The sequence below is a fragment of the Acidobacteriota bacterium genome (genome assembly GCA_003225175.1).
Taxonomy (GTDB): domain Bacteria; phylum Acidobacteriota; class Terriglobia; order Terriglobales; family Acidobacteriaceae; genus Gp1-AA112.
In genome coordinates, this window is record QIBA01000052.1 from 1 (window position 1) to 19019 (window position 19019).

At 55.0% G+C, this 19019-nt stretch carries 15 protein-coding genes; 8 read left to right on the forward strand and 7 right to left on the reverse strand.

The genetic code is table 11. The features are described 5' to 3' along the window. Nucleotides 1-417: isoquinoline 1-oxidoreductase (locus tag DMG62_14495; GenBank protein ID PYY22177.1), on the reverse strand; the 417-nt coding region annotated here is incomplete at its 3' end. Next, on the reverse strand, nt 414-926 hold the full coding sequence (locus tag DMG62_14500) for a ferredoxin (GenBank protein ID PYY22178.1): 513 nt from the start codon (nt 924-926) through the stop codon (nt 414-416). The genes DMG62_14500 and DMG62_14495, both read right to left, overlap by 4 nt. 333 nt (nt 927-1259) lie before the next feature. Here DMG62_14500 and DMG62_14505 point away from each other — a divergent pair, with 333 nt between their 5' ends. Further along, on the forward strand, nt 1260-1610 hold the full coding sequence (locus tag DMG62_14505) for a hypothetical protein (GenBank protein ID PYY22179.1): 351 nt from the start codon (nt 1260-1262) through the stop codon (nt 1608-1610). Between the two features lie 453 nt (nt 1611-2063). On the opposite strand, the gene DMG62_14510 is transcribed toward DMG62_14505, so the two are convergent. Together DMG62_14510 and DMG62_14515 are read right to left on the reverse strand one after the other, a co-directional pair. Beyond that, the gene (locus DMG62_14510; protein PYY22180.1) at nt 2064-3248 is read right to left on the reverse strand and encodes an alanine transaminase; all 1185 of its coding nucleotides are present in this window, start codon (nt 3246-3248) and stop codon (nt 2064-2066) included. Between the two features lie 362 nt (nt 3249-3610). Continuing rightward, nucleotides 3611-5347 carry a sodium-independent anion transporter gene (locus DMG62_14515; protein ID PYY22181.1) on the reverse strand — a complete coding sequence of 579 codons (1737 nt, stop codon included), beginning with the start codon at nt 5345-5347 and terminating at the stop codon, nt 3611-3613. A 145-nt stretch (nt 5348-5492) separates the two neighbouring features. On the opposite strand from DMG62_14515, the gene DMG62_14520 reads away from it, so the two are divergent. Beyond that, complete coding sequence (locus DMG62_14520; protein ID PYY22182.1) at nt 5493-7628, forward strand: hypothetical protein; 2136 nt, start codon at nt 5493-5495, stop codon at nt 7626-7628. A 22-nt stretch (nt 7629-7650) separates the two neighbouring features. Here DMG62_14520 and DMG62_14525 read toward each other — a convergent pair whose 3' ends face one another. Next, the gene (locus tag DMG62_14525; GenBank protein PYY22183.1) at nt 7651-9876 is read right to left on the reverse strand and encodes a glycoside hydrolase; all 2226 of its coding nucleotides are present in this window, start codon (nt 9874-9876) and stop codon (nt 7651-7653) included. 82 nt (nt 9877-9958) lie between these two features. Here DMG62_14525 and DMG62_14530 point away from each other — a divergent pair, with 82 nt between their 5' ends. From DMG62_14530 to DMG62_14545, 4 genes are read left to right on the forward strand one after another with little or no spacing between them, the layout of a single operon-like run. Beyond that, a complete protein-coding gene (locus tag DMG62_14530; GenBank protein PYY22184.1) occupies nt 9959-12265 on the forward strand; it encodes an LPS export ABC transporter permease LptF in 2307 nt (768 codons plus the stop codon). Nucleotides 12266-12315: 50 nt separating this feature from the next. Then, complete coding sequence (locus DMG62_14535; GenBank protein PYY22185.1) at nt 12316-14067, forward strand: ABC transporter ATP-binding protein; 1752 nt, start codon at nt 12316-12318, stop codon at nt 14065-14067. After that, on the forward strand, nt 13955-14746 hold the full coding sequence (locus DMG62_14540) for a hypothetical protein (GenBank protein ID PYY22186.1): 792 nt from the start codon (nt 13955-13957) through the stop codon (nt 14744-14746). Before DMG62_14535 ends, DMG62_14540 begins: the two co-directional genes overlap by 113 nt. Further along, nucleotides 14644-15834 (forward strand): hypothetical protein, encoded by a 1191-nt coding sequence (locus tag DMG62_14545; protein ID PYY22187.1) that lies wholly within the window; start codon nt 14644-14646, stop codon nt 15832-15834. Before DMG62_14540 ends, DMG62_14545 begins: the two co-directional genes overlap by 103 nt. A 6-nt stretch (nt 15835-15840) precedes the next feature. Here the strand turns inward: DMG62_14545 and DMG62_14550 are convergent, their stop codons facing one another. Beyond that, nucleotides 15841-16584 carry a UDP-galactose phosphate transferase gene (locus DMG62_14550; GenBank protein ID PYY22230.1) on the reverse strand — a complete coding sequence of 248 codons (744 nt, stop codon included), beginning with the start codon at nt 16582-16584 and terminating at the stop codon, nt 15841-15843. Between the two features lie 155 nt (nt 16585-16739). Between DMG62_14550 and DMG62_14555 the strand changes: the two genes are divergently transcribed. Further along, on the forward strand, nt 16740-17078 hold the full coding sequence (locus DMG62_14555) for a hypothetical protein (GenBank protein ID PYY22188.1): 339 nt from the start codon (nt 16740-16742) through the stop codon (nt 17076-17078). A 65-nt stretch (nt 17079-17143) separates the two neighbouring features. Then, nucleotides 17144-18118, forward strand: a complete 975-nt coding sequence (locus DMG62_14560) for a glycosyltransferase (protein ID PYY22189.1) — start codon at nt 17144-17146, stop codon at nt 18116-18118. 108 nt (nt 18119-18226) lie between these two features. Here the strand turns inward: DMG62_14560 and DMG62_14565 are convergent, their stop codons facing one another. Next, on the reverse strand, nt 18227-18982 hold the full coding sequence (locus DMG62_14565) for a succinate dehydrogenase iron-sulfur subunit (GenBank protein ID PYY22190.1): 756 nt from the start codon (nt 18980-18982) through the stop codon (nt 18227-18229). Between the last annotated feature and the right edge of the window lie 37 nt (nt 18983-19019).

Sequence of the window (19019 nt, forward strand, 5' to 3'; positions counted from 1 at the left end):
GGAGATATTGCGCAACTCCGTTCCCATTTGGGGAGTCGTACGGCTGCCGAAGGTCCCCATATCGAAAGGACATAGTTCTGTATCCGCCATAACCATCGTGATTGTGTTCACTGGGACATGAAGTTCTTCCGCCACCTGCTGGGCCAGGGAAGTGCGGATGTTTTGTCCCATTTCGGTCTTACCCGTGAAGATGGTAACACTGTTCTGAGAATTAATGTGAATCCAGGAAGCGATGTCGTGGGTAGTGCGGTCGGCTCCGTTGCCAGAAGCGCGAGCGCCGGACTCTTGGCCGCGCGAATCAACGGCACAGACCAACAGTCCGGCGCCCACCAGTCTTAGCAGTTCGCGGCGGTTCAGCAGAAAGCTACGTTGCACAGATTCAGGTGATTGTTGCAGGAGTTCGCTGTCAAAGCTCATCGAGAACCTCCTGAACGTTCGGACACGCCTGGAATAGCAGCTTTGGCCCCGGACTCGCCCGCGGCACGTTGGATCGCCGCGAGAATGCGCGAATAAGTTCCGCAGCGGCAAATGTTCCCATTCATTCCGCGAACAATTTCCTCGCGGGTGGGCTTAGCATTCCCGGCGAGCAGTCCCACGGCGGAGATAATCATCCCCGGCGTGCAATAGGCGCATTGAAAGGCTTCCTCATCAAGAAAAGCTTGCTGCACTCTGTGCAGCTGCCCGTTGTCACTAAGTCCCTCGATGGTTGTGATCTTTTTGGCGGCAACCGAAGCAGCAGGGGTATGACAGGATCGCATCGGTCGCCCATCAACTAGAACCGTGCATGCTCCACACCGTCCTTCACCGCAGCCATACTTTGTGCCGGTTAAGTTCAGCCTCTCGCGCAAGATATAAAGCAGCATCTCGTCTTCCGATGCGTGAAGATGGTGATCAACACCATTGATGTGCAGGAGGATCTCAGCCATTCTCTCCACCCCCGGCAGATATTTTCGCGCAATCAGCGATTCTCTGCAGGAAGTCGGGATGCGCCTTCCACATAGATGCTGGCAACAGCGGGGACTCCGGTAAAGGGGTTCTGCGGCTTTACGAACTCCTTATGACCTTCTGCCTACAATTGAGAGGTCGTGAGCGCTCTGTTCCTATTTGCGGTCAAAAGCCTGGTTGCCCTTTTTCTTTTGGGGATGGTAGGTTCGCTGGTTGTAATCGTGATCACTTTTGTTGAAGATTTAGAGCTGGTCATCCGCGACGAGGAGTCGAAGGACCAGATCGGCTGAGACCTACCAGTGGTCAGTCTACTCATGCCTCAGAGATTCAAAGCGCTGCTCGGGACCATCTTGTGTGGCACGCTTGCTCTCGTAGTCTCAGTGATGGGACAAGCCAAGCCGGGAAAATCCGCATTGCCTATATGGTTCCTGGCAGCTGTGATGGTCATTGTTTTTCGCTTTGGCTCCCTGGCAGGAGTATTGGGAACCGTAGTCTCCGGAATTATCTTCGCGCTAAATCTTTTCGAGCCGCTCGGCCGCCTTGCGGTTCACGATCAGGTTCAGAAGAACAATCTGATGTGGATGGTCCTTGTCGGTCTGGCCTTATCGATATTTGGGCGCCCGCCAGAGAAGAAAACTGGCTCTTCGAACGAAAATCCTCATTAATGGTTCTTGCTCGAATGGTTCTTGCTCGGCTTGGCCAGGGATGGCGCAGACTGACAGAGTTCTACTCGAGGGAGCAGGCAAAGGATGCAGGTGTCTGGCGCATAACGGCTGCCCATGGCACAGCTTGTCATGGCCGATGGTTGTCCGATCGTCAGATAATTCCGAATCAGCCTGTGAACCGCAGAAAGTTGCGAGCTTACAGACGGGTCCTCCACGCCGCGTGACCTGATGAACAGGACGAGCGCCGCTGGAGGACCTTCTATTTCCTGCCTGCGTCGTGCGCAAATGGGCTTAAAGCCTGCGTGGCGTAAATTGTTGGAGAGAGTAGTTGGCGTAAGTTGGCCTTTGCTACGGCAACATCAATGTTATGATTTCCAGCCACCGGGGTGTTACCCGGGGCTATTTTCGAGCGTGCCGCAAACGGCGGGGCACTCCCTTCTTGAAGCTTGCAGTTCAGGTGATCCCATCCTTCTTAAACATCCTCTTCACCCCGCGAAGCGCCTGGCGAGTTCGCTCTTCATTTTCGATAAGGGCAAAGCGCACTGAGTCGTCGCCGAATTCGCCGAAACCTATGCCTGGGCTCACTGCGATTTGCGCTTCGGTAAGCAGCTTCTTCGAGAACTCGAGCGATCCTATCTTGCGATAGCTCTCTGGAATCGGAGCCCATACGAACATCGTTGCCTTCGGGCTCTCAACCTGCCATTTCAACTTGGCCAAGCCATCGACCAGGCAATCGCGTCGTTTTCTGTATGTCTCGCAGATTTCTTTCACGCATTCCTGCGGACCGTCGAGTGCGGCGATGGCTGCGACTTGGATTGGCGTGAACGTTCCATAATCGAAATAACTTTTCAGGCGAGCAAGCGCTGCGACGAGCTTTGCATTGCCGACCATGAATCCTACGCGCCAGCCCGGCATGTTGTAGCTCTTGGACAGAGTGAAGAACTCCACCGCGATCTCGCGGGCGCCTGGGACCTGCAGAATCGACGGCGCACAGTATCCGTCGAAGACGAGATCTGCATAGGCGAGGTCGTGCACTACGAAGACTCCATACTCTTTGCACAGCGCAATGATGCGCTCGAAAAAGGTCAGGTCGACGCAATGCGTGGTGGGATTCGAGGGGAAGTTCAGGATCAGAAGCCTGGGACGGGGATACATCAGGCGTATCGCCTGTTCGAGCTCCGCGATGAAATCCACGCCGCTTCGCATGGGAATGGAACGAATGTCGGCTCCGGCGATCACTGGTCCGTAGATGTGAATCGGATAGCTGGGATTCGGCACGAGCACGGCATCGCCGCGGTCTAACACAGCGAGGCACAGATGCGCGATTCCCTCTTTGGAACCGATCGTGACGATCGCTTCCGTTTCGGGATCGAGTTCTACCTGGTACCGCCGGCGGTACCATCCGCAGATCGCGCGCCGCAATCGGGGAATCCCTTTTGAAACTGAATATCGCTGTGTGCCCGGTCGCTTCGCCGCTTCCACCAGCTTAGCAACTATATGCGCGGGCGTGGATCCATCAGGATTACCCATGCTGAAGTCAATCACATCCTCGCTACGTTTGCGCGCAGCGGCCTTCAGTTCGCCGATTACGTTGAAGACATAGGGCGGGAGCCGGTTAATTCGGGCGAATTCGGTCATGGGATGCCATTACTCTATCCCAGGCAATTGAGAAGTCTTCCGGGTGAATCAAGGAGCTTAATTCGCGATCCGCTGCCAATCTCTCTAAGACATTTGCATGTTGAGCGGAGGAGGGTTCCCGCGCGTTTCCGGGGCGCTATCGAGCGCTGGTGCTGCGCTCGATGGGGCGGGCGCGGGAGACCGGAGTCGAATTTTGCTTTTCGCCGGCGGGGCCGGGGGTCGCGATTTTTAGACATGGAGAAAAAGCAAAGCGCGCGGGAACCCGCTCAACATGCCAACGTCTTAGAGAGACTGGTTTTGCTCAGGACCGTAGCTTCTGAAATATGGATACGGATGCACAAGGAATTGCAATCGACTAATGGCTAACTCTGCGTAGCCGCAGGTTGCGCCGCCAGGTCGGCGCGCCGGCGACGCAGGCCTCGCATTCGCGTCTCTTCAGGAAGTTCCGAGAACAGCTGCGCGGCTCGAGCCAGTGCGGCTTGAACGTTGGGGCAGACGTTTCCTGCACCCACATGTTCCTCAAACTCGGCGCGTTTCATCAGCTTTGCTGGCTGGGAAGGAGCGCCGCAGAAGATCAGTCCTCGACCGGTTGCATGGACTGCATCGGCGAATTCCTGCAGGGCTTGCAGACCGGTTGCGTCGAGAGCAGTCATGTTTCGCAGCCGCACCACGATGATCGCCGGCATCTCCGGAATGCTCTCTATGATGTCGTTGATTTTATCGCTTGAGCCAAATAGAAATGGTCCATGAATACGCAAGATCGTTACATAGGGTGGAATCTGCTTGTCTTGAAGGATGTGCAGGCGTCCCGCTTCGAGATATTCGCCTGTGACCTCGGAGACTGTGGTTGTCGCGGTGACATTCCGGATATAAATCAACACCGCCAGAATCATTCCCATTTCGACTGCCACCGTGAGATCGGCAAAGACGGTCAACAGCAGTGTGATCAGCCACACTGCAATTTCCAGCTTGCTGAGGCGCAGCAATTCGGGAATCTGCTTCCACTCGCCCATGTTGTAAGAGACGACGAACAAGATTGCCGCGAGCACGGCCAGCGGAACGAACTTGGCTAGAGGAGCCGCGAAGAGCAGGATGGCGAGCAGAGTGAGAGCATGAATCATTCCCGAGACGGGAGTTTTAGCGCCGGAACGAATGTTGGTTGCGGTGCGCGCAATCGCTCCTGTTGCCGGTAAGCCACCCACCAGTGGGGAGGCTACGTTAGCGATGCCTTGCGCAATCAGCTCGACGTTGGGATTGTGGCGATCGCCGCTCATGCGATCCGAGACCACCGCCGACATCAGCGATTCGATCGCGCCCAGCATGGCAACTGTGATCGCCGGTGAGATCAGCGGTCGAATGAGGTGGAACTGCAAGGGAGGAATCGCTAAGTTGGGCAGGCCAGAGGGGATTCCGCCGAAGCGTGTGCCGATCGTCTCGATCGGCAACTTGAGCAACGCAGATACTACTGTGCCGGTTAAGAGGGCAACGATATATCCGGGCACGCGCTTCAGGTAGAGGGCGGCCAGCAGGATGATGGCCAACGAAATTACCGCCAGCGAAGTTGCGACCGGCGAGAGCGTGCGAAAGTTGTGGGCGATCGCTGTAATGCGTCCCCAGAAGTCGCCCGGGACTTGATCGATCTTCAAGCCGAAGAAGTCTTTGACTTGCGTGCTGGCGATAAGGATCGCGATCCCGTTCGTGAAGCCGACCACGACCGGACGCGGAATGAACCGCACCGCAGTGCCGAGTCCTGTAACGCCCATGAAGATGAGAATCACTCCGGCAAGAAGCGTGCAGATGTAGAGCCCTTCAATCCCGTAACGGGCAATGATGCCGGCCACGACAACCACGAATGCGCCAGTAGGTCCGCCGATCTGCGTGCTCGAGCCGCCGAGAGCAGAAATTAACCCGCCGGCAAAGACCGCGGTGTACAAGCCTGCGTGCGGCGGCATTCCCGAAGCGATTGCGAACGCCATCGCCAGAGGCAGCGCGACGAGTCCGACGGTGATACCGGCAAGCAGATCTGCAAAGAACTTCTGCGGTGTGTAGCTCCGCAGGCAGAGAACAGACTTCGGTAGCCAGTCGGATAGATTCGCCATAGGCTGAGAAATGAGTTGGGAATTCTATGCTAGGGATGTAAGTCGATACTTACAATAGGCAAATTCCTTAGAGCCTGACTCTGCCAATCAACCGGGAAAATCTTCCATGTAGAATGCCGAGCGACTCCACGACCACCATTCCAGAATGTCCTCTTTATTCACTGCTTTAAAAATCGTTCGCGATCTCGGTCCAGGCTGGGCTCTGAAGCGCTTGAAACTTGCTGCGGAGGTGCGCCTTGGCATCGTCGGCAGAGAACTGCCGTTTCGAGACTGGGAATTCCGGAGAGCGGATTGGGCCGTGTTGGACGGAACGAGGAATTGCAATAGCACAGCGCAAGCACTCACGAAGTTTTTTTTCTTTTCCGAAGAAACGTCTTTTGCACGATCAATTGGGAATGCTGTTTCTCATCAAGCTGATCGACTCCTGTCCGGGGAATGGCCGTTCTTCTCCAGGCAGTGGTTGCAGCTCGGATTCCCGCCAGACTGGCACTTCAATGCCTTAGCGGGTACACGCCTCGATGACAATTGTCATTGGTCGGAGTTCGCACTCAATGCGATTGATGACGTGAAATTCGTCTGGGAACCGAATCGCTTTTCCGTGGCATATCTATTGGCCAGGGCTTATGCCGGCTTGGGTGACGAGCGGTTTCCCGAGGCGTTCTGGAGCTTGACTGAAGACTGGGCAGAGAAGAATCCTCCAAACCGAGGTGTGAATTGGGCAAGCGGGCAGGAAGTTGCGCTTCGAATGATGGCGTGGTGCTTCGCTCTGCATGCTTTTGTGAAATCTCCATCGTCAACTGACGACCGGGTTGCGAAACTTCTTTGCATGATCGAGACACACGGGAATCGGATTGCCGGATTTATCAATTACGGACTCTCGCAACGAAATAATCACGGAATTGGTGAAGCCGTCGGGCTGTTCACGATTGGAATCCTGTTTCCCGAGTTTCAGCGTTCCACCGAATGGTTGAGGTTAGGCCGGCACCTGATCCAATCCCAGATTCACGAACAGGTTTACGCAGACGGCAGTTACATTCAACATTCTTTGAACTATCAGCGCGTCTTTATCGATTACCTTGTCTGGGCTTTGCGCTTGGGAGAACTAAACAACGCTCCTTTTTCGAAAGAGAGCTATCAGATTCTGGGCAGAGCAGTGCATTTCATGCTTCCCATGTGTGATCCAACTACGGGCAGAATGCCGAATTATGGTTCCAACGACGGCAGTCTTGTCCTGCCACTAAGTTCGTGCGACTTCGTTGACTATCGACCCTCGCTGCAGGCGGCATACTTCCTGGTGCACCACGAGTTCTACTTTGGGAAGGGTGAGTGGGATGAGCAATGGGAATGGCTTTTCGCTCGGCGATCGGCGCAAGAGGCGAGGACCCGGAATGGACTTCCGGATGTGGAGACTCAAAAGACTCAGTCAGACTCCGGATATCTGAAACTTGTAGCGGCAGAAGGTTATGCGATGCTTCGGGCCGCGCGATACGCAGATCGTCCCTCGCAAGCCGACCAGCTTCACCTCGATCTTTGGTGGCGTGGAGAGAACATCGTCTGCGATGCCGGCACGTATCTCTACAACGGACCTTCACCATGGACGAACGCATTGGCGACTACATCCGTGCACAATACGATCACCGTGGGCAATCAGGATCAAATGACGCGGGCCGGTCGCTTTCTCTGGGTGGATTGGGCACAAGCAGACTGGCGGGAATACGAGATCGGGAATTCATGCGGGGCAATTGAGGCCTGGCATGATGGCTATTCGAGAATAGGCGCGATGCACCGCCGTTCCATTGCTTACCTGCAAGAGAAGGACATCTGGATTGTCGTTGACGATGTTTGTGGATCCCGAGCTCGAGATGTCCGGCTGCATTGGCTATTCGCAAATTATCCATATCAATGGGAATCAAACGAACTCCGCCTGGCGCTGCGGACGCCTGTCGGTGAATTTCAAGGGTCTGTCTATTGTTCCACACCGAACATAACGAGATTAATAACCGGCGGAGAAGTTTGTTTCTCGAATGCTTCGAATGTTTCGGAATTCAATGAGCGGATTTATGGCTGGCGATCGCAGTACTACGGTTGTAAGGAGCCGGCCATTTCGCTGGCTGTAGAGACGCAGGGCACGCTGCCGGTTCGATTCGTCACTGTTCTGGCTCCATCCACATCAAAGCTCATCAACATCGATGACAAGTTCGTGGAGGTCGAGGCGAGTAATGAGAGATTCGCCTTATCTTTACTTCCGGTCGGCTCTGAAAGAATTTGTTCCCGAGGCTGACTCGAATCGGGATTCTGCTTTCTCACCATACCTGATCGCCGGTTTCAAGCATTTGCTCTTCAGCGATGATAGGAAGCTCAATCCATCCCTGGGCCGGCAATGAATCGATTGGAAGCTGTTCGCTTAAAATGGCGAAGCGAAGCAGAAGAGTGTCGCCTAACTGGGCTCCCAAAATGGAAAGCGGAACCTTCGCCCGAAGTACCTTTTCAAGGCTGCTTTCGACTCGTTCCGTCTTGAGGCTGGAAGCGCTCCCGTTGCTCTCGCTTGTGCTACTGCGAGATAAATCGGCCCTCTGCATTTTGCCGCCAGAGAGATGGAACCTGACGATAAAAGTCTTTCTCGCCTGTTCCGTGCTGGGTGGTTGTACCTCTATGCGCGTTTCTATCTGATGACTGCCGTGCAGTTGATTTGCAAAATCAACCCGGAATGAGAAATCCTGCGCGTTGATGCCTGCGTATGCTCTTTCCAGCAGGAACTTCTTCCCGTGCATTGAGGAGCCGCGACGATCGGCGGTGAAACTGGCTGCTCCCAGCCAATCAAAATATCCGATATTGGGAGAGCTGATTTGCGGGGAAATGAATGCCGTTTGCGGGATGGTGCGCGTCTTTCCGATGGTTTCAGCCGAGATTGGGTAATGCAGATGGTCGGGCGGATTCGCTCCAAGCAGCCGATAGACGTTTGACAAGTGATTGCGATATAGCTCGTCAAAATCGCGATCGTTGGCAGAGTGATGCTCCGGACCGTACCACCAATTCCAATCGCTTCCTTCTGCAATCAGTAATTCCTCATATGCCAGGCGACGGGACTCCTCAGTCGCATTTTGAGAGTGGCGCTCATAAAACTCTCGCGCTTCCGCCAGGTAATCCCACGCGAGATTGTCTTCTGGAGCTCCGATCCACACATTGAAGTTCGCATTGATCCATGATCCTGGGACGAGAGAGGAAAGCGGCCTCGCGTCCTTCGTTCGCTCGATGACCTCCGAGATCGTGAGCGGCTCGATTTGCGGATCAGAATCAATCGCGTGGTACAGCCGTCGCAGAAACTCCCGGCCTGATTCGGGAAAATGCTCCCAGGCATTTTCCCCATCGAGGATAATGGGCACAATAGCATTATCTCCTGCAGCCAGCACGGATTGCGCCGATGCCTTAATGCTCTTTACGAAGTGAGTCGCTGCTTCTTTCGGCGGGACACCGGAATAAACGAATCCAATAAGGTCGGACAGGTTGTGATCACGGAAGAGAAGCAGGACCCCGGCTCCATCTTCACCGTGGCGATAGAGTCTATAAAGGCGGTCGGCTGAATCAGGCATGAGATGGCCGGCGGAATTCCGCTCAAAGAAGCTGCGCGTTGATCGCCCCAGGACGCCTTCGTCTGTTGCCATCCACTTTAGTCCGACCTGGCGCGCGAGCTTGAGCACCTCATCCGAAACGCTTCCCTCGGAGGGCCACATGCCCGCGGGAGTTTTTCCGAATGTCTGCTTATGGAAGTCCACTGCGCGTCTCATTTGCTCGAGAGCGTCGTTCGCCTGCAGAAAGCGCCGGCGGGGAAGAGGCAGTCCAGGATTGCTGACGCGGCCGTTGTTGGTATCGCAGAGCAGTGGAAGGATCGGGTGATAAAAAGGTGTCGTCGATAATTCGACGCCTCCACGGTCAGCCGCCCCACGATACGCTGGAATAACGCTGCTCAACAGACGCTTTTCAAGCTGAATCAGCGTCTCCTGATCGGCGCGATCAAAGTTCCGTCCTTTTTTTGTGAGCTCGGCAACTTCGGGTTCATCGAGGAAAAACTCATCAAACCACGCGAGTTGAGAGAGTACTTGTAGATCAGCAAAATCGTGCGCGTTCAAGTGCCGGAGGGCCTGCTCGATCGATGCGTAGGCGGCGTGCTTCTGCAGCAGCTCTGAATACCTTGGATACCTGGCGATTTGGTGGGTCTGGTTCGCCTGGAACAGGTATCTGAGTGCGAACTCCTTTTCCTCAGGTGTGAGATCAGTGGCGGGCTTCCCGATTACGCTTCTCCATGCGTCTTTCGCCTCGCCGGCTACGTAGTCATTGATCTGTACGATGAGCGAAGGAACCAGGTTGAAGTTCTGGTGGACGCGCGGGAACTCATCCAGCAGCTTCACCATGCCGTAGTAATCCTTAAGCGCATGCATCCTGACCCAAGGAAGACGATATTCGCCTGTGACCAGATCCTTGTAGAACGGCTGGTGCATGTGCCAGAGGAAGACCAGACGAATGGAAGGCATCGTTTTCTAGTGTAATCAAGCTGCAGAGTCACTCTCAGATAGTTGTGGAAAGCGATGCTAGACTGGGCTATAGATCGGCAACATGAGGATCCTTACTCGCTACATTCTGTGGGAGGTTTTCTCCCATGGCGTAATCGGCGCCGCGCTGTTTACGTTCGTGATCTTCATGCGCGACGTGGGCCGGATACTGGAACTGGTTGTACGTAACAGCGCTCCGATTCCCAGCGTTGCTGAAATCTTCTTTCTCACCATTCCAACCGCCCTCACCTTTACCTTGCCCATGGGCGTTCTGGTCGGCATCCTGATTGGGCTGTCACGCATGGCCGCGGATAGCGAGGTTACGGCATTGCGGGCAAGCGGCGTTGGTGCGTGGAGGTTTGTCGCGATCATCGGCATCTTTGCTGTCACTGCGTTTGGCGTCGCATTGCTGAACAATCTCGTGATTGCTCCCAGATCAGCGGCTGCACTGGCAAGCCTGCAAAACTCTCTAAAGACCTCGCAGATTTCCTTCGAAGTGCAGCCCCGCGTTTTTTATGAGGATTTGAAGGGCTACGTACTGTACGTGCAGGATGTGGAGCCTGTAACTGGGGCTGCGTTGTGGAAGAACGTCTTTCTTGCTGATATCAGCAACCCTGCCGCTCCGAAAGTAACCCTAGCCCAGCGCGCAGTCGTCGTCACCGAGGACGACACTTTGCGCATGCATCTCGAGAATGGAAGCCAGCAGGAAACCGAGCCCTCGCATCCAGATCAGTACACGATTTCTACATTTGATCAGACCGATATTCCGATAGCCCTGCCGCCTGTGGGTCCTGCACCATCGCGCGATCTGGTTCCTGCTGCGGAACTCAAAACAAGTGAGCTGTTGTATCGTGCGCGAACCGAGCACCCGGCAAAGGCTCGGTGGTACTGGATTGAATTTCACCGGCGATTGGCGTTGGCTGCGTCCTGCCTTGTGCTGATGCTGGTAGGAATCCCGCTTGGGCTGTCTTCCAAAAAGGGAGGCAAATCAACCGGCTTTGTGCTCACGATCCTGCTCGTGTTTCTTTACTACTTCTCGCTGAGCGCCGGGATTGCCTTCGCGAGGCAAGGAAAAGTGCAACCTGCGTTGGGAGTATGGAGCGCGGACATTTTGTTTGCACTTGCCGGGCTGGTGCTTCTGCGACGAGTGCAGCAGTCGAGCATCGACGTAGTCTCGTTTCGAATTGCCTGGAGCGATATTGCGAAGAGATTTTCGCGAGAGAAATCAACGGCGGAAGCTTCAACGATTTCCGCCCCGCTGCGCAAGGGAAGCTCCCGCTTCCCCCAGATCCTCGACGATTACGTGCTTCGCCAGTTCCTCGAGTATCTGGGACTGATTCTTTGCACATTCGTTGTGCTTACGCTGGTATTCACGTTTTTCGAGTTGCTGGGCGACATCATCAGGAATCGTATTGCCCTCATCACTGTCGGAGAGTACCTGGTCAATGTAATTCCCTCGATGATTTATCTCATGACGCCTCTGAGCGTTCTCATCGCCGTCCTGGTCACATTTGGACTCTTGCAAAAGTCCAATGAGCTGACAGCGATGAAGGCTACCGGGATTAGTTTGTATCGCCTGATCGTGCCGGTAGTGGCCCTCGCTGCCGGTTTGTCGTTCGCTCTGTTCTTGTTCGATCAGTTTTATTTGCCGCACGCCAATAAGCGGCAAGACGCCTTGCGCAATGAAATCAAAGGCAAACCGGCGCAGACATATCTGAATCCACAACGCAAATGGATCTTCGGCGCGCATCGCGAGATTTACTACTACGAATTTTTCGATGGCGAGCGCAATCAGTTTGCCAACTTGTCTGTCTTCAGTATTGATCCCAAGGCGTTCGCACTAATAGCGCGCACCTTCGCTTCCCGCGTGTTCTGGAATGAGTCATTACATAAATGGGTCTTCCAGCAAGGGTGGGTTCGCACGCTCACGCCCACCGAGGTCCAGGATTACAAGACCTTCGACGTAAGGACTTTCGCCGACGTCGACGAGCCGCCTAATTACTTCAAGAAAGAAGTAAAGCAGTATTCCGAAATGAATTTCGACGAGCTGAAGGCCTACATTCGCGAACTGGAGCAGGGCGGCTTCGATGTAGTGCGATTGAGAGTGCAGCTGTACCGGAAGCTTTCATTCCCATTGATCACACTGGTGATGTCGATCCTGGCGATCCCATTTGCGGTTTCTGCGGGACGGCAGGGAGCTCTGCGCGGCGTGGCCACGGCGATCGGCATTGCCGTCGTCTACTGGGTGACGAGCGGCTTGTTCGAGGCCATGGGAAATGTGAATCAACTGCCTGCCGCATTGGCCGCTTGGTCCCCAGATTTGATCTTTGGTCTGGCAGGCGGATATTTCATATTGAAGGTGCCGACATAATTTTGGTTGAAGCGCGCTAGCGGCTCATCACGTCTAACAGTTCTGGACCAATGTTCAAGAAGCTCGACCCACTGAAGCCGTATGTGTACAAGTACCGCGTCCAATTCTTCTGGGGCGGGTTGGTACTTCTCCTCAATAACCTGATTTGGATTTTCTTTCCCCAAGTCATTGGCCGCGCCATTAATGACCTCAATCAGGGAATAACGCAGCACAAGATCGTGACGTATTCGCTCGCGTTAATAGCCATTGCTCTCGGCAAGGGCGTCTTTCAATTCCTGATGCGCTGGATCCTGATTGGCATCTCGCGCGAGATCGAGTTTGATCTGCGCAACGATCTATTCCGGCATCTCGAGTCCCTGTCCTACTCCTACTACCAGCGCACGCGCGTTGGGGACATCATGGCGCGTGCGACCAACGATCTGAATGCTGTCCGTATGTTGCTGGGTCCGGCGATCATGTATACGGCCAACACCATCGTCTTCACAGCCGGCGCTCTGGCTTTCATGCTGAAGATCAGCCCGCGGCTGACGATGTTTGCTTTCCTGCCGCTGCCGGCCGCCAGCATCCTGGTGCAGTACTTCGGTCGGCGGATTCATGAGCGCTTCGAGCGCATTCAGGCAACGTTCTCCGACATTTCTGCGCGGGCGCAGGAGAACTTCTCTGGTGCGCGATTGGTTCGCGCATACGTTCAGGAAGAACCCGAGATCGAGCTTTTTGAGAACGCCAATCGTGAATACATTGCTCGCAGTCTGAAACTCGTCCGCCTGATCGGAATGCTCTGGCCCACTTTGGAAATGCTTCTTGGCCTCGCGATCATCCTTGTGCTGTGGCTGGGCGGAAGGGAAGTGCTGCTGCACCGGATGAATGTCGGAGACTTTGTCGCGTACAACACCTACATGGTCCAGCTCACGTGGCCGGTGATTGCGCTGGGATGGGTGATCAACATCTTCCAGCGCGGGACGGCATCGCTGGCACGAATCAATCAAATCTTTTCTGAGCGACCGGAAGTGACTGACGACGGCGTGGCTCCCGACCTGAAAGAGACTTCCGCGATTCATGGCGACATCGAGTTCCGCGGATTAACTTTCAGCTACGCGAATGGTGCCGAGGTTCTCCGTGGGATCGATCTGCGAATTCCTGGCGGCACGAGCCTCGCAATCGTTGGTCCCACCGGTTCAGGCAAGAGCACGCTTGTGAGCTTGATTGCGCGCATTTACGATGCGCCTGCGGGTTCGCTGCTAGTCGATGGCCGCAAGATCACCGATTTTCCCCTCGAGACTCTGCGTAAAAATATCGGATTTGTTCCGCAAGAAACTTTCCTCTTCAGTTCGAGCATTCGCGAGAACATCGCCTTCGGCACTGAAAGCAGCAGTGATGAAGAAGTCGAGGCCGCAGCGGACGCAGCGAGCCTTTCACAGGAGATCCACGGTTTCCCCCAAGGCTACGCGACGGTGGTTGGTGAACGTGGCCTAACGCTCTCGGGTGGACAGAAGCAGCGGACCGCGATCGCGCGCGCCATCATTCGCAATCCTCGGATTCTCATTCTCGATGACGCTCTTTCCAGCGTCGATACGTACACTGAGGAACGCATCCTAAATCATCTGCGGGAGATGATGCAGGGACGCACCACGATCTTCATCTCGCATCGTGTCTCGACTGTGCGCGCGGCGGATCAGATTGCCGTTTTGCATGGTGGCGAGATCGTCGAATTGGGCACCCACGAGGATCTGTTGGCGCTCAACGGCTACTACGCCGATCTGTACAACAAGCAGTTGCTCGAAGAAGAACTCGCGAAAGTCTAGAGTGCCCATGAAGCGCGTGGTTACGCCCGAACTGCTCGACGAGGATTTGGGCACGCCCGAAGAGATTCGGCAGACGCTTCTCGACCTTCGCGGCTTCAATCAAAACTTCGGAGGATTTCGCAGCGTCGCCGCCCTGATGAGAAATGCGGTGAATAAGCATCGGCTGCGATCGCTATCTTTTCTTGACGTTGCGGGCGGAACGGGCGATGTCGCGGAATATGTACAGCGCACCTTGAGCAGTGAAGGCGTACCTGTGAAAGCTACGCTCCTCGATCGCGCGGTATCGCACATGGTCGGCAGTGCTGCGCTCGAGCGAGTGGCGGCCGATGCTCTGCGATTGCCGTTTGCTCCTGCGAGCTTCGACATCGTGGGTTGTAATCTGTTCCTGCATCACTTGGAACCGGGTGATGTGGTTAAGTTTCTTAATGAGGCGTTGAGAGTCGCCAGATGGGCGGTGATCGTCAGCGATTTGCGTCGCAATCTGTTCCACTGGGCTGTTGCCTACGCGGGACGGATTATTTACCGCAGCCGGCTTACTCGCAATGACGCTCCAGCGTCGGTTCGTCGAGCTTACACATCAGACGAAATCTCTGCTCTCGCGGCGAAAACCGCAGCCGTTTCTTTCGACATCAGCACTCAGTACTTTCAGCGTTTTGGATTGACTCTGTGGAAAGCGTGATATCAGAAAGAGTCTTCGATCTCGCCGTGATCGGCGCAGGACCTGCGGGCACCTCCGCCGCTATAACGGCGGCGCGGGCTGGCTTCCATGTCGTCCTGTTTGAGGCCGGCAGTTTCCCGCGGCACAAGGTGTGCGGCGAATTCATCTCCGGCGAGGCGGTGCCGATTCTGCACTCACTGCTGGCTGACGCTGGATTGCTGGCCGGCGCGCCTCGCATCCACAACGCGCGAATATTTCTCGACGGCAGAAGAGCAGACTTTGCTGTCACGCCTGCTGCGATAAGCCTTTCACGCCATGATCTCGATCTCAATCTGTGGAACTCCGCCCTCGGAGCAGGCGTTCACGGACGCGCTCGCACGCGAGTGATCGCGATTAAAACAATCGAGTCGCTATTCTCGATCAGCACTGAAGGAGAAACCATACATGCGCGAGCGGTGATTAATGCGACTGGGAGATGGTCGAACCTCGCCAGCCCAAAGGGAGTAAATGCCGAACACTGGATCGGGCTGAAGCAGCACTTCTTTGAAGACGATCCCTCTCCGCGATGCGACCTTTACTTCTTCTCCGGCGGTTATTGCGGGGTGCAAAGCGTGGGAACTGGCACGATCAATGCTGCCGCAATGGTGCGATCCGATGTAGGACGAAATCTCGCCGCTGTCTTCCAACAGAATCCCGATTTAGCAAAGCGTTCTCGAATATGGCGAGCCGCGATTGAACCTGTCGCTACCTCTCCGTTATTGTTCAGTACGCCGAGAACTTCCAATTCGGGAACATTCCTGGTCGGCGACGCAGCGGCTTTCCTCGATCCGTTTGCTGGGGACGGCATCTCGATCGCCCTACACAGCGGACAGTTAGCGGCAATCACCATCGCGCCATACCTTCGAGGCGAGTGCTCGCTTCAGGAAGCTACAGATCGCTATGACCGCGCTTATCGGGATCTTCTGCAACCCGCTCTGAAGGCGGCTGCTCGACTGCGCTATTTGTTGCACCTTCCCAAGGCGCTGAGGCTCGCGGCGCTTTCGTTGATTCAGTTCCCGCCATTGTCACGTCTGGCGGTAGAGACGACGCGCGTGCGAAAGGTTGCGTGAGCCGCACTACGGTTGCGGATTCCCATTCTCAACCGATCCCATGAACTCAGGCATTGTGGCGTAGCCCGGTCGGTTGATTCCTTCGCCTCGCAGTACTCGCAGCAGAGTCAAACAGAGAATGTTGAAGTCGAGCCATAGACTCTGATGATCGACATACCAAAGATCGAGCGCGAATCGTTCTTCCCAGCCGATTGCATTGCGACCATTCACTTGCGCCCACCCGGTGATGCCGGGCAAGACTTCATGGCGCCGGCTTTGTTCTGGCGAATAGCGATGGATGTAACACATCAGCAGAGGCCTCGGACCGACAAGGCTCATGTCGCCTCTAAGGACGTTCCAGAGTTCCGGGAGCTCGTCGAAGCTGGTGCAGCGCAGGAAGGCACCAAGTCTGGAGATCCGATGTTCGTCAACCATGGTTCCGGAATCGCCTGCGGGGAACATGGTCCGAAATTTGTAGAGTACAAAGGGCCGGCCTCCGAGCCCTGGTCGCTGCTGGCGAAAAAGAATAGGACTTCCCATGGTGACTCGCACGCACACAGCAACAACGAGCATCAGTGGCAGTGCCAATATCAGGCACAACGAAGCGATCACGAGGTCCAGGCTGCGCTTCCAGATTGGGATTTGTGAAGAGTTTCGACCCAAGTTCAGTCCTGGAACAGATTCAGGGGATTCACGACCGCATAGAGCTTCGCATACAATCTCACCCCGTACCAGAGTCTCTGACGGAGTCGAGTGGGTCACGCCAACCATGACGGTTCCTTCACGCTCCATGCAGCGCCTGACGAGCGATACAAAATCTCTGGCTACGGTGCGCCCCCGGGTATGTATCTGAAATCCGCGACCGCCGGCCGAGAAGACGTACTGGAAAGGGGCTTAGTCCTGCTACCAACCGAAACCTTGATCTCGTGTTTGCACCGGGAGGCAATAGCGGCGTCATCTCAGGTGCGAACGACAAACCCGATCCCGGCATGACAGTAGTCCTCGCCCCAGAACAACGCCTTAATGGGCTGTCGAATCGATTCCTGGCAGTAACTACAGATCAGAATGGACGTTACCAAGCTCAGGGGCTGCGGCCTGGCAGCTATCGCATTTACGCATTCGAGCATATTGAGCCCGGGAATTACGATAACGAGGAATGGTTAAAGGGATTTGCTGAACAGGCCCGTACGGTCAAGATTTCCGAATCTTCCCAGGAGACGCTAGATTTGAAGTCCATCCCTGGCGGCGCCGAAACGCCGCAGTAAATTGAGTGGTTCTATCGGCCATTCGGGTGTAAAGTTACACCTTCCCTCGCTATAATTTGACCAGCATGCCGAAGTATTCAATCGTCGTCCCTTTTCACAACGAACAGGAGAACGTTACTGTTCTCTACGATCGTCTGAAAGGGGTCATGGAAGCGTATTCCGAGAGCTTCGAATTGGTGTTTGTAGATGACGGAAGCACGGATCTGACTTTTCACCTGCTCAGCGAAATTGCCGCGATCGACAGCCGAGTGACTGTCGTAAAGCTGCGAAGAAACTTCGGTCAAACATCCGCACTAGCAGCCGGTTTCGATCACGCCTCCGGGGAGTACATCATTGCGATGGACGGAGATCTGCAGCACGATCCGAACGATATTCCCGGCTTTGTCGAAAAGATCGGCGAGGGATACGACATCGTAAGCGGGTGGCGCAAAGAACGAATCGATAACTTCGTTCTTCGGCGGGTACCTTCGCGTTGTGCAAATTGGCTCATGGCTAAACTCAGCGGCGTGGATATCCACGATTTCGGCACTACCTTTAAAGCCTACCGTCGCGAGATCATCAATCAGGTGCCGCTTTACGGCGAACTGCACCGGTTCATTCCCGCACTGGCATCCTGGTACGGCGCCTCAATCTGCGAGATCCCAATTCGTAATGTGAATCGCGAACGTGGCGCGTCGCACTACGGAATCTCGCGGACATTCCGGGTTTTCTTCGACCTGATCACGATCCGGTTCCTGCTCAGATATCTCTCGCGCCCACTGCATTTCTTCGGAACATTCGGGTCAACGGGCATTCTCTCTGGTTCGACCATCGCGTTGTGGCTGGCAATGGAGAAGTTCCTTCACCACAGAAATGTGATGGACGATCACGGTCCGCTGCTTGTGTTTGCTGCGGTATTGATCGTCGCTGGTGTGCAGCTTCTCGCGCTGGGTTTGCTGGGAGAGATGCAGGTGCGGCACTACCACGAGCCTGCGCGGCGAGCGCCTTACTCAGTAGATCGCGTTCTTCGTTCGCATACCGGCGAGACAGTCAACGACTGACCGTTTCTTATCCGAATTCCTACGCCAACATTCTCATCCTTCGGCCAAGAGGGCCACAGGATGACAGTGGTTTAGAGGTTTGTAGATCGATATCAAAGAAGATATCGTCTATCGCGTGAAGATGTCCTTGATCGCCTGCTTCATTACCTGCCCACTCACTTCTGAAATCGCATCGGTGAGAGGAATGTCTTTTGGGCAAGCTTCGACGCAGTTTTGTGCATAGCCACACTCCTGGATTCCGCCGTCGCCCATAAGGGCGTGCAGGCGATCTTCCTTCAAGGCTCCGCCGGTGGGATGAGTATTGAAGAGGCGTACCTGGGCGATGGTTGCTGCACCGACAAAGTTAGTCTTGTCGTTAAACTGCGGGCACACTTCCATGCAGCAGCAACAAGAGATGCATCGTGAGAGCGGATAGGCCTGCTCCTGCTGGCGAGTAGTTTGTCTTGGGCCCGATCCCAGATCGTAAGTTCCATCGATCGGGACCCATGCCTTGACTCGTTTCAGGTTCTCAAAGAGAACCGAACGATCGACAGCGAGGTCGCGTATTACAGGAAATTTCGAAAGAGGCTCGAGCGTGACTGGTTGATCCAATTTGTCGATCAGGGCAGAGCATGCCATGCGGGCGCGGCCGTTGATGCGCATCGCGCAAGAGCCGCAAACTTCTTCGAGACAGTTCGAATCGTAGGTGATCGGGCGCGAGGGTTTGCCGTCGCGAGTTACGGGGTTTGCGGCTATGTCCATCATCGCCGAAATCACGTTCATGCCCGGCTTCCAGCGCAGAGAGAATTCTTCCCAATAAGGATTGGAATCAGGAGACGCCTGACGCTTGATCTTGAGGACGACGCTCTTACCGTTCTGGGCCATTTCTCTCCGGATGCATATGAGTGCTGTTCGTCGACGT

Coding starts and splice junctions, on each gene's coding strand:
- DMG62_14500 (PYY22178.1), bottom strand. CDS start 926: ATGGCTGAGATCCTCCTGCACATCAATGGTGTTGATCACCATCTTCAC.
- DMG62_14505 (PYY22179.1), top strand. CDS start 1,260: ATGCCTCAGAGATTCAAAGCGCTGCTCGGGACCATCTTGTGTGGCACG.
- DMG62_14510 (PYY22180.1), bottom strand. CDS start 3,248: ATGACCGAATTCGCCCGAATTAACCGGCTCCCGCCCTATGTCTTCAAC.
- DMG62_14515 (PYY22181.1), bottom strand. CDS start 5,347: ATGGCGAATCTATCCGACTGGCTACCGAAGTCTGTTCTCTGCCTGCGG.
- DMG62_14520 (PYY22182.1), top strand. CDS start 5,493: ATGTCCTCTTTATTCACTGCTTTAAAAATCGTTCGCGATCTCGGTCCA.
- DMG62_14525 (PYY22183.1), bottom strand. CDS start 9,876: ATGCCTTCCATTCGTCTGGTCTTCCTCTGGCACATGCACCAGCCGTTC.
- DMG62_14530 (PYY22184.1), top strand. CDS start 9,959: ATGAGGATCCTTACTCGCTACATTCTGTGGGAGGTTTTCTCCCATGGC.
- DMG62_14535 (PYY22185.1), top strand. CDS start 12,316: ATGTTCAAGAAGCTCGACCCACTGAAGCCGTATGTGTACAAGTACCGC.
- DMG62_14540 (PYY22186.1), top strand. CDS start 13,955: ATGGTGGCGAGATCGTCGAATTGGGCACCCACGAGGATCTGTTGGCGC.
- DMG62_14550 (PYY22230.1), bottom strand. CDS start 16,584: ATGGTTGGCGTGACCCACTCGACTCCGTCAGAGACTCTGGTACGGGGT.
- DMG62_14560 (PYY22189.1), top strand. CDS start 17,144: ATGCCGAAGTATTCAATCGTCGTCCCTTTTCACAACGAACAGGAGAAC.
- DMG62_14565 (PYY22190.1), bottom strand. CDS start 18,982: ATGGCCCAGAACGGTAAGAGCGTCGTCCTCAAGATCAAGCGTCAGGCG.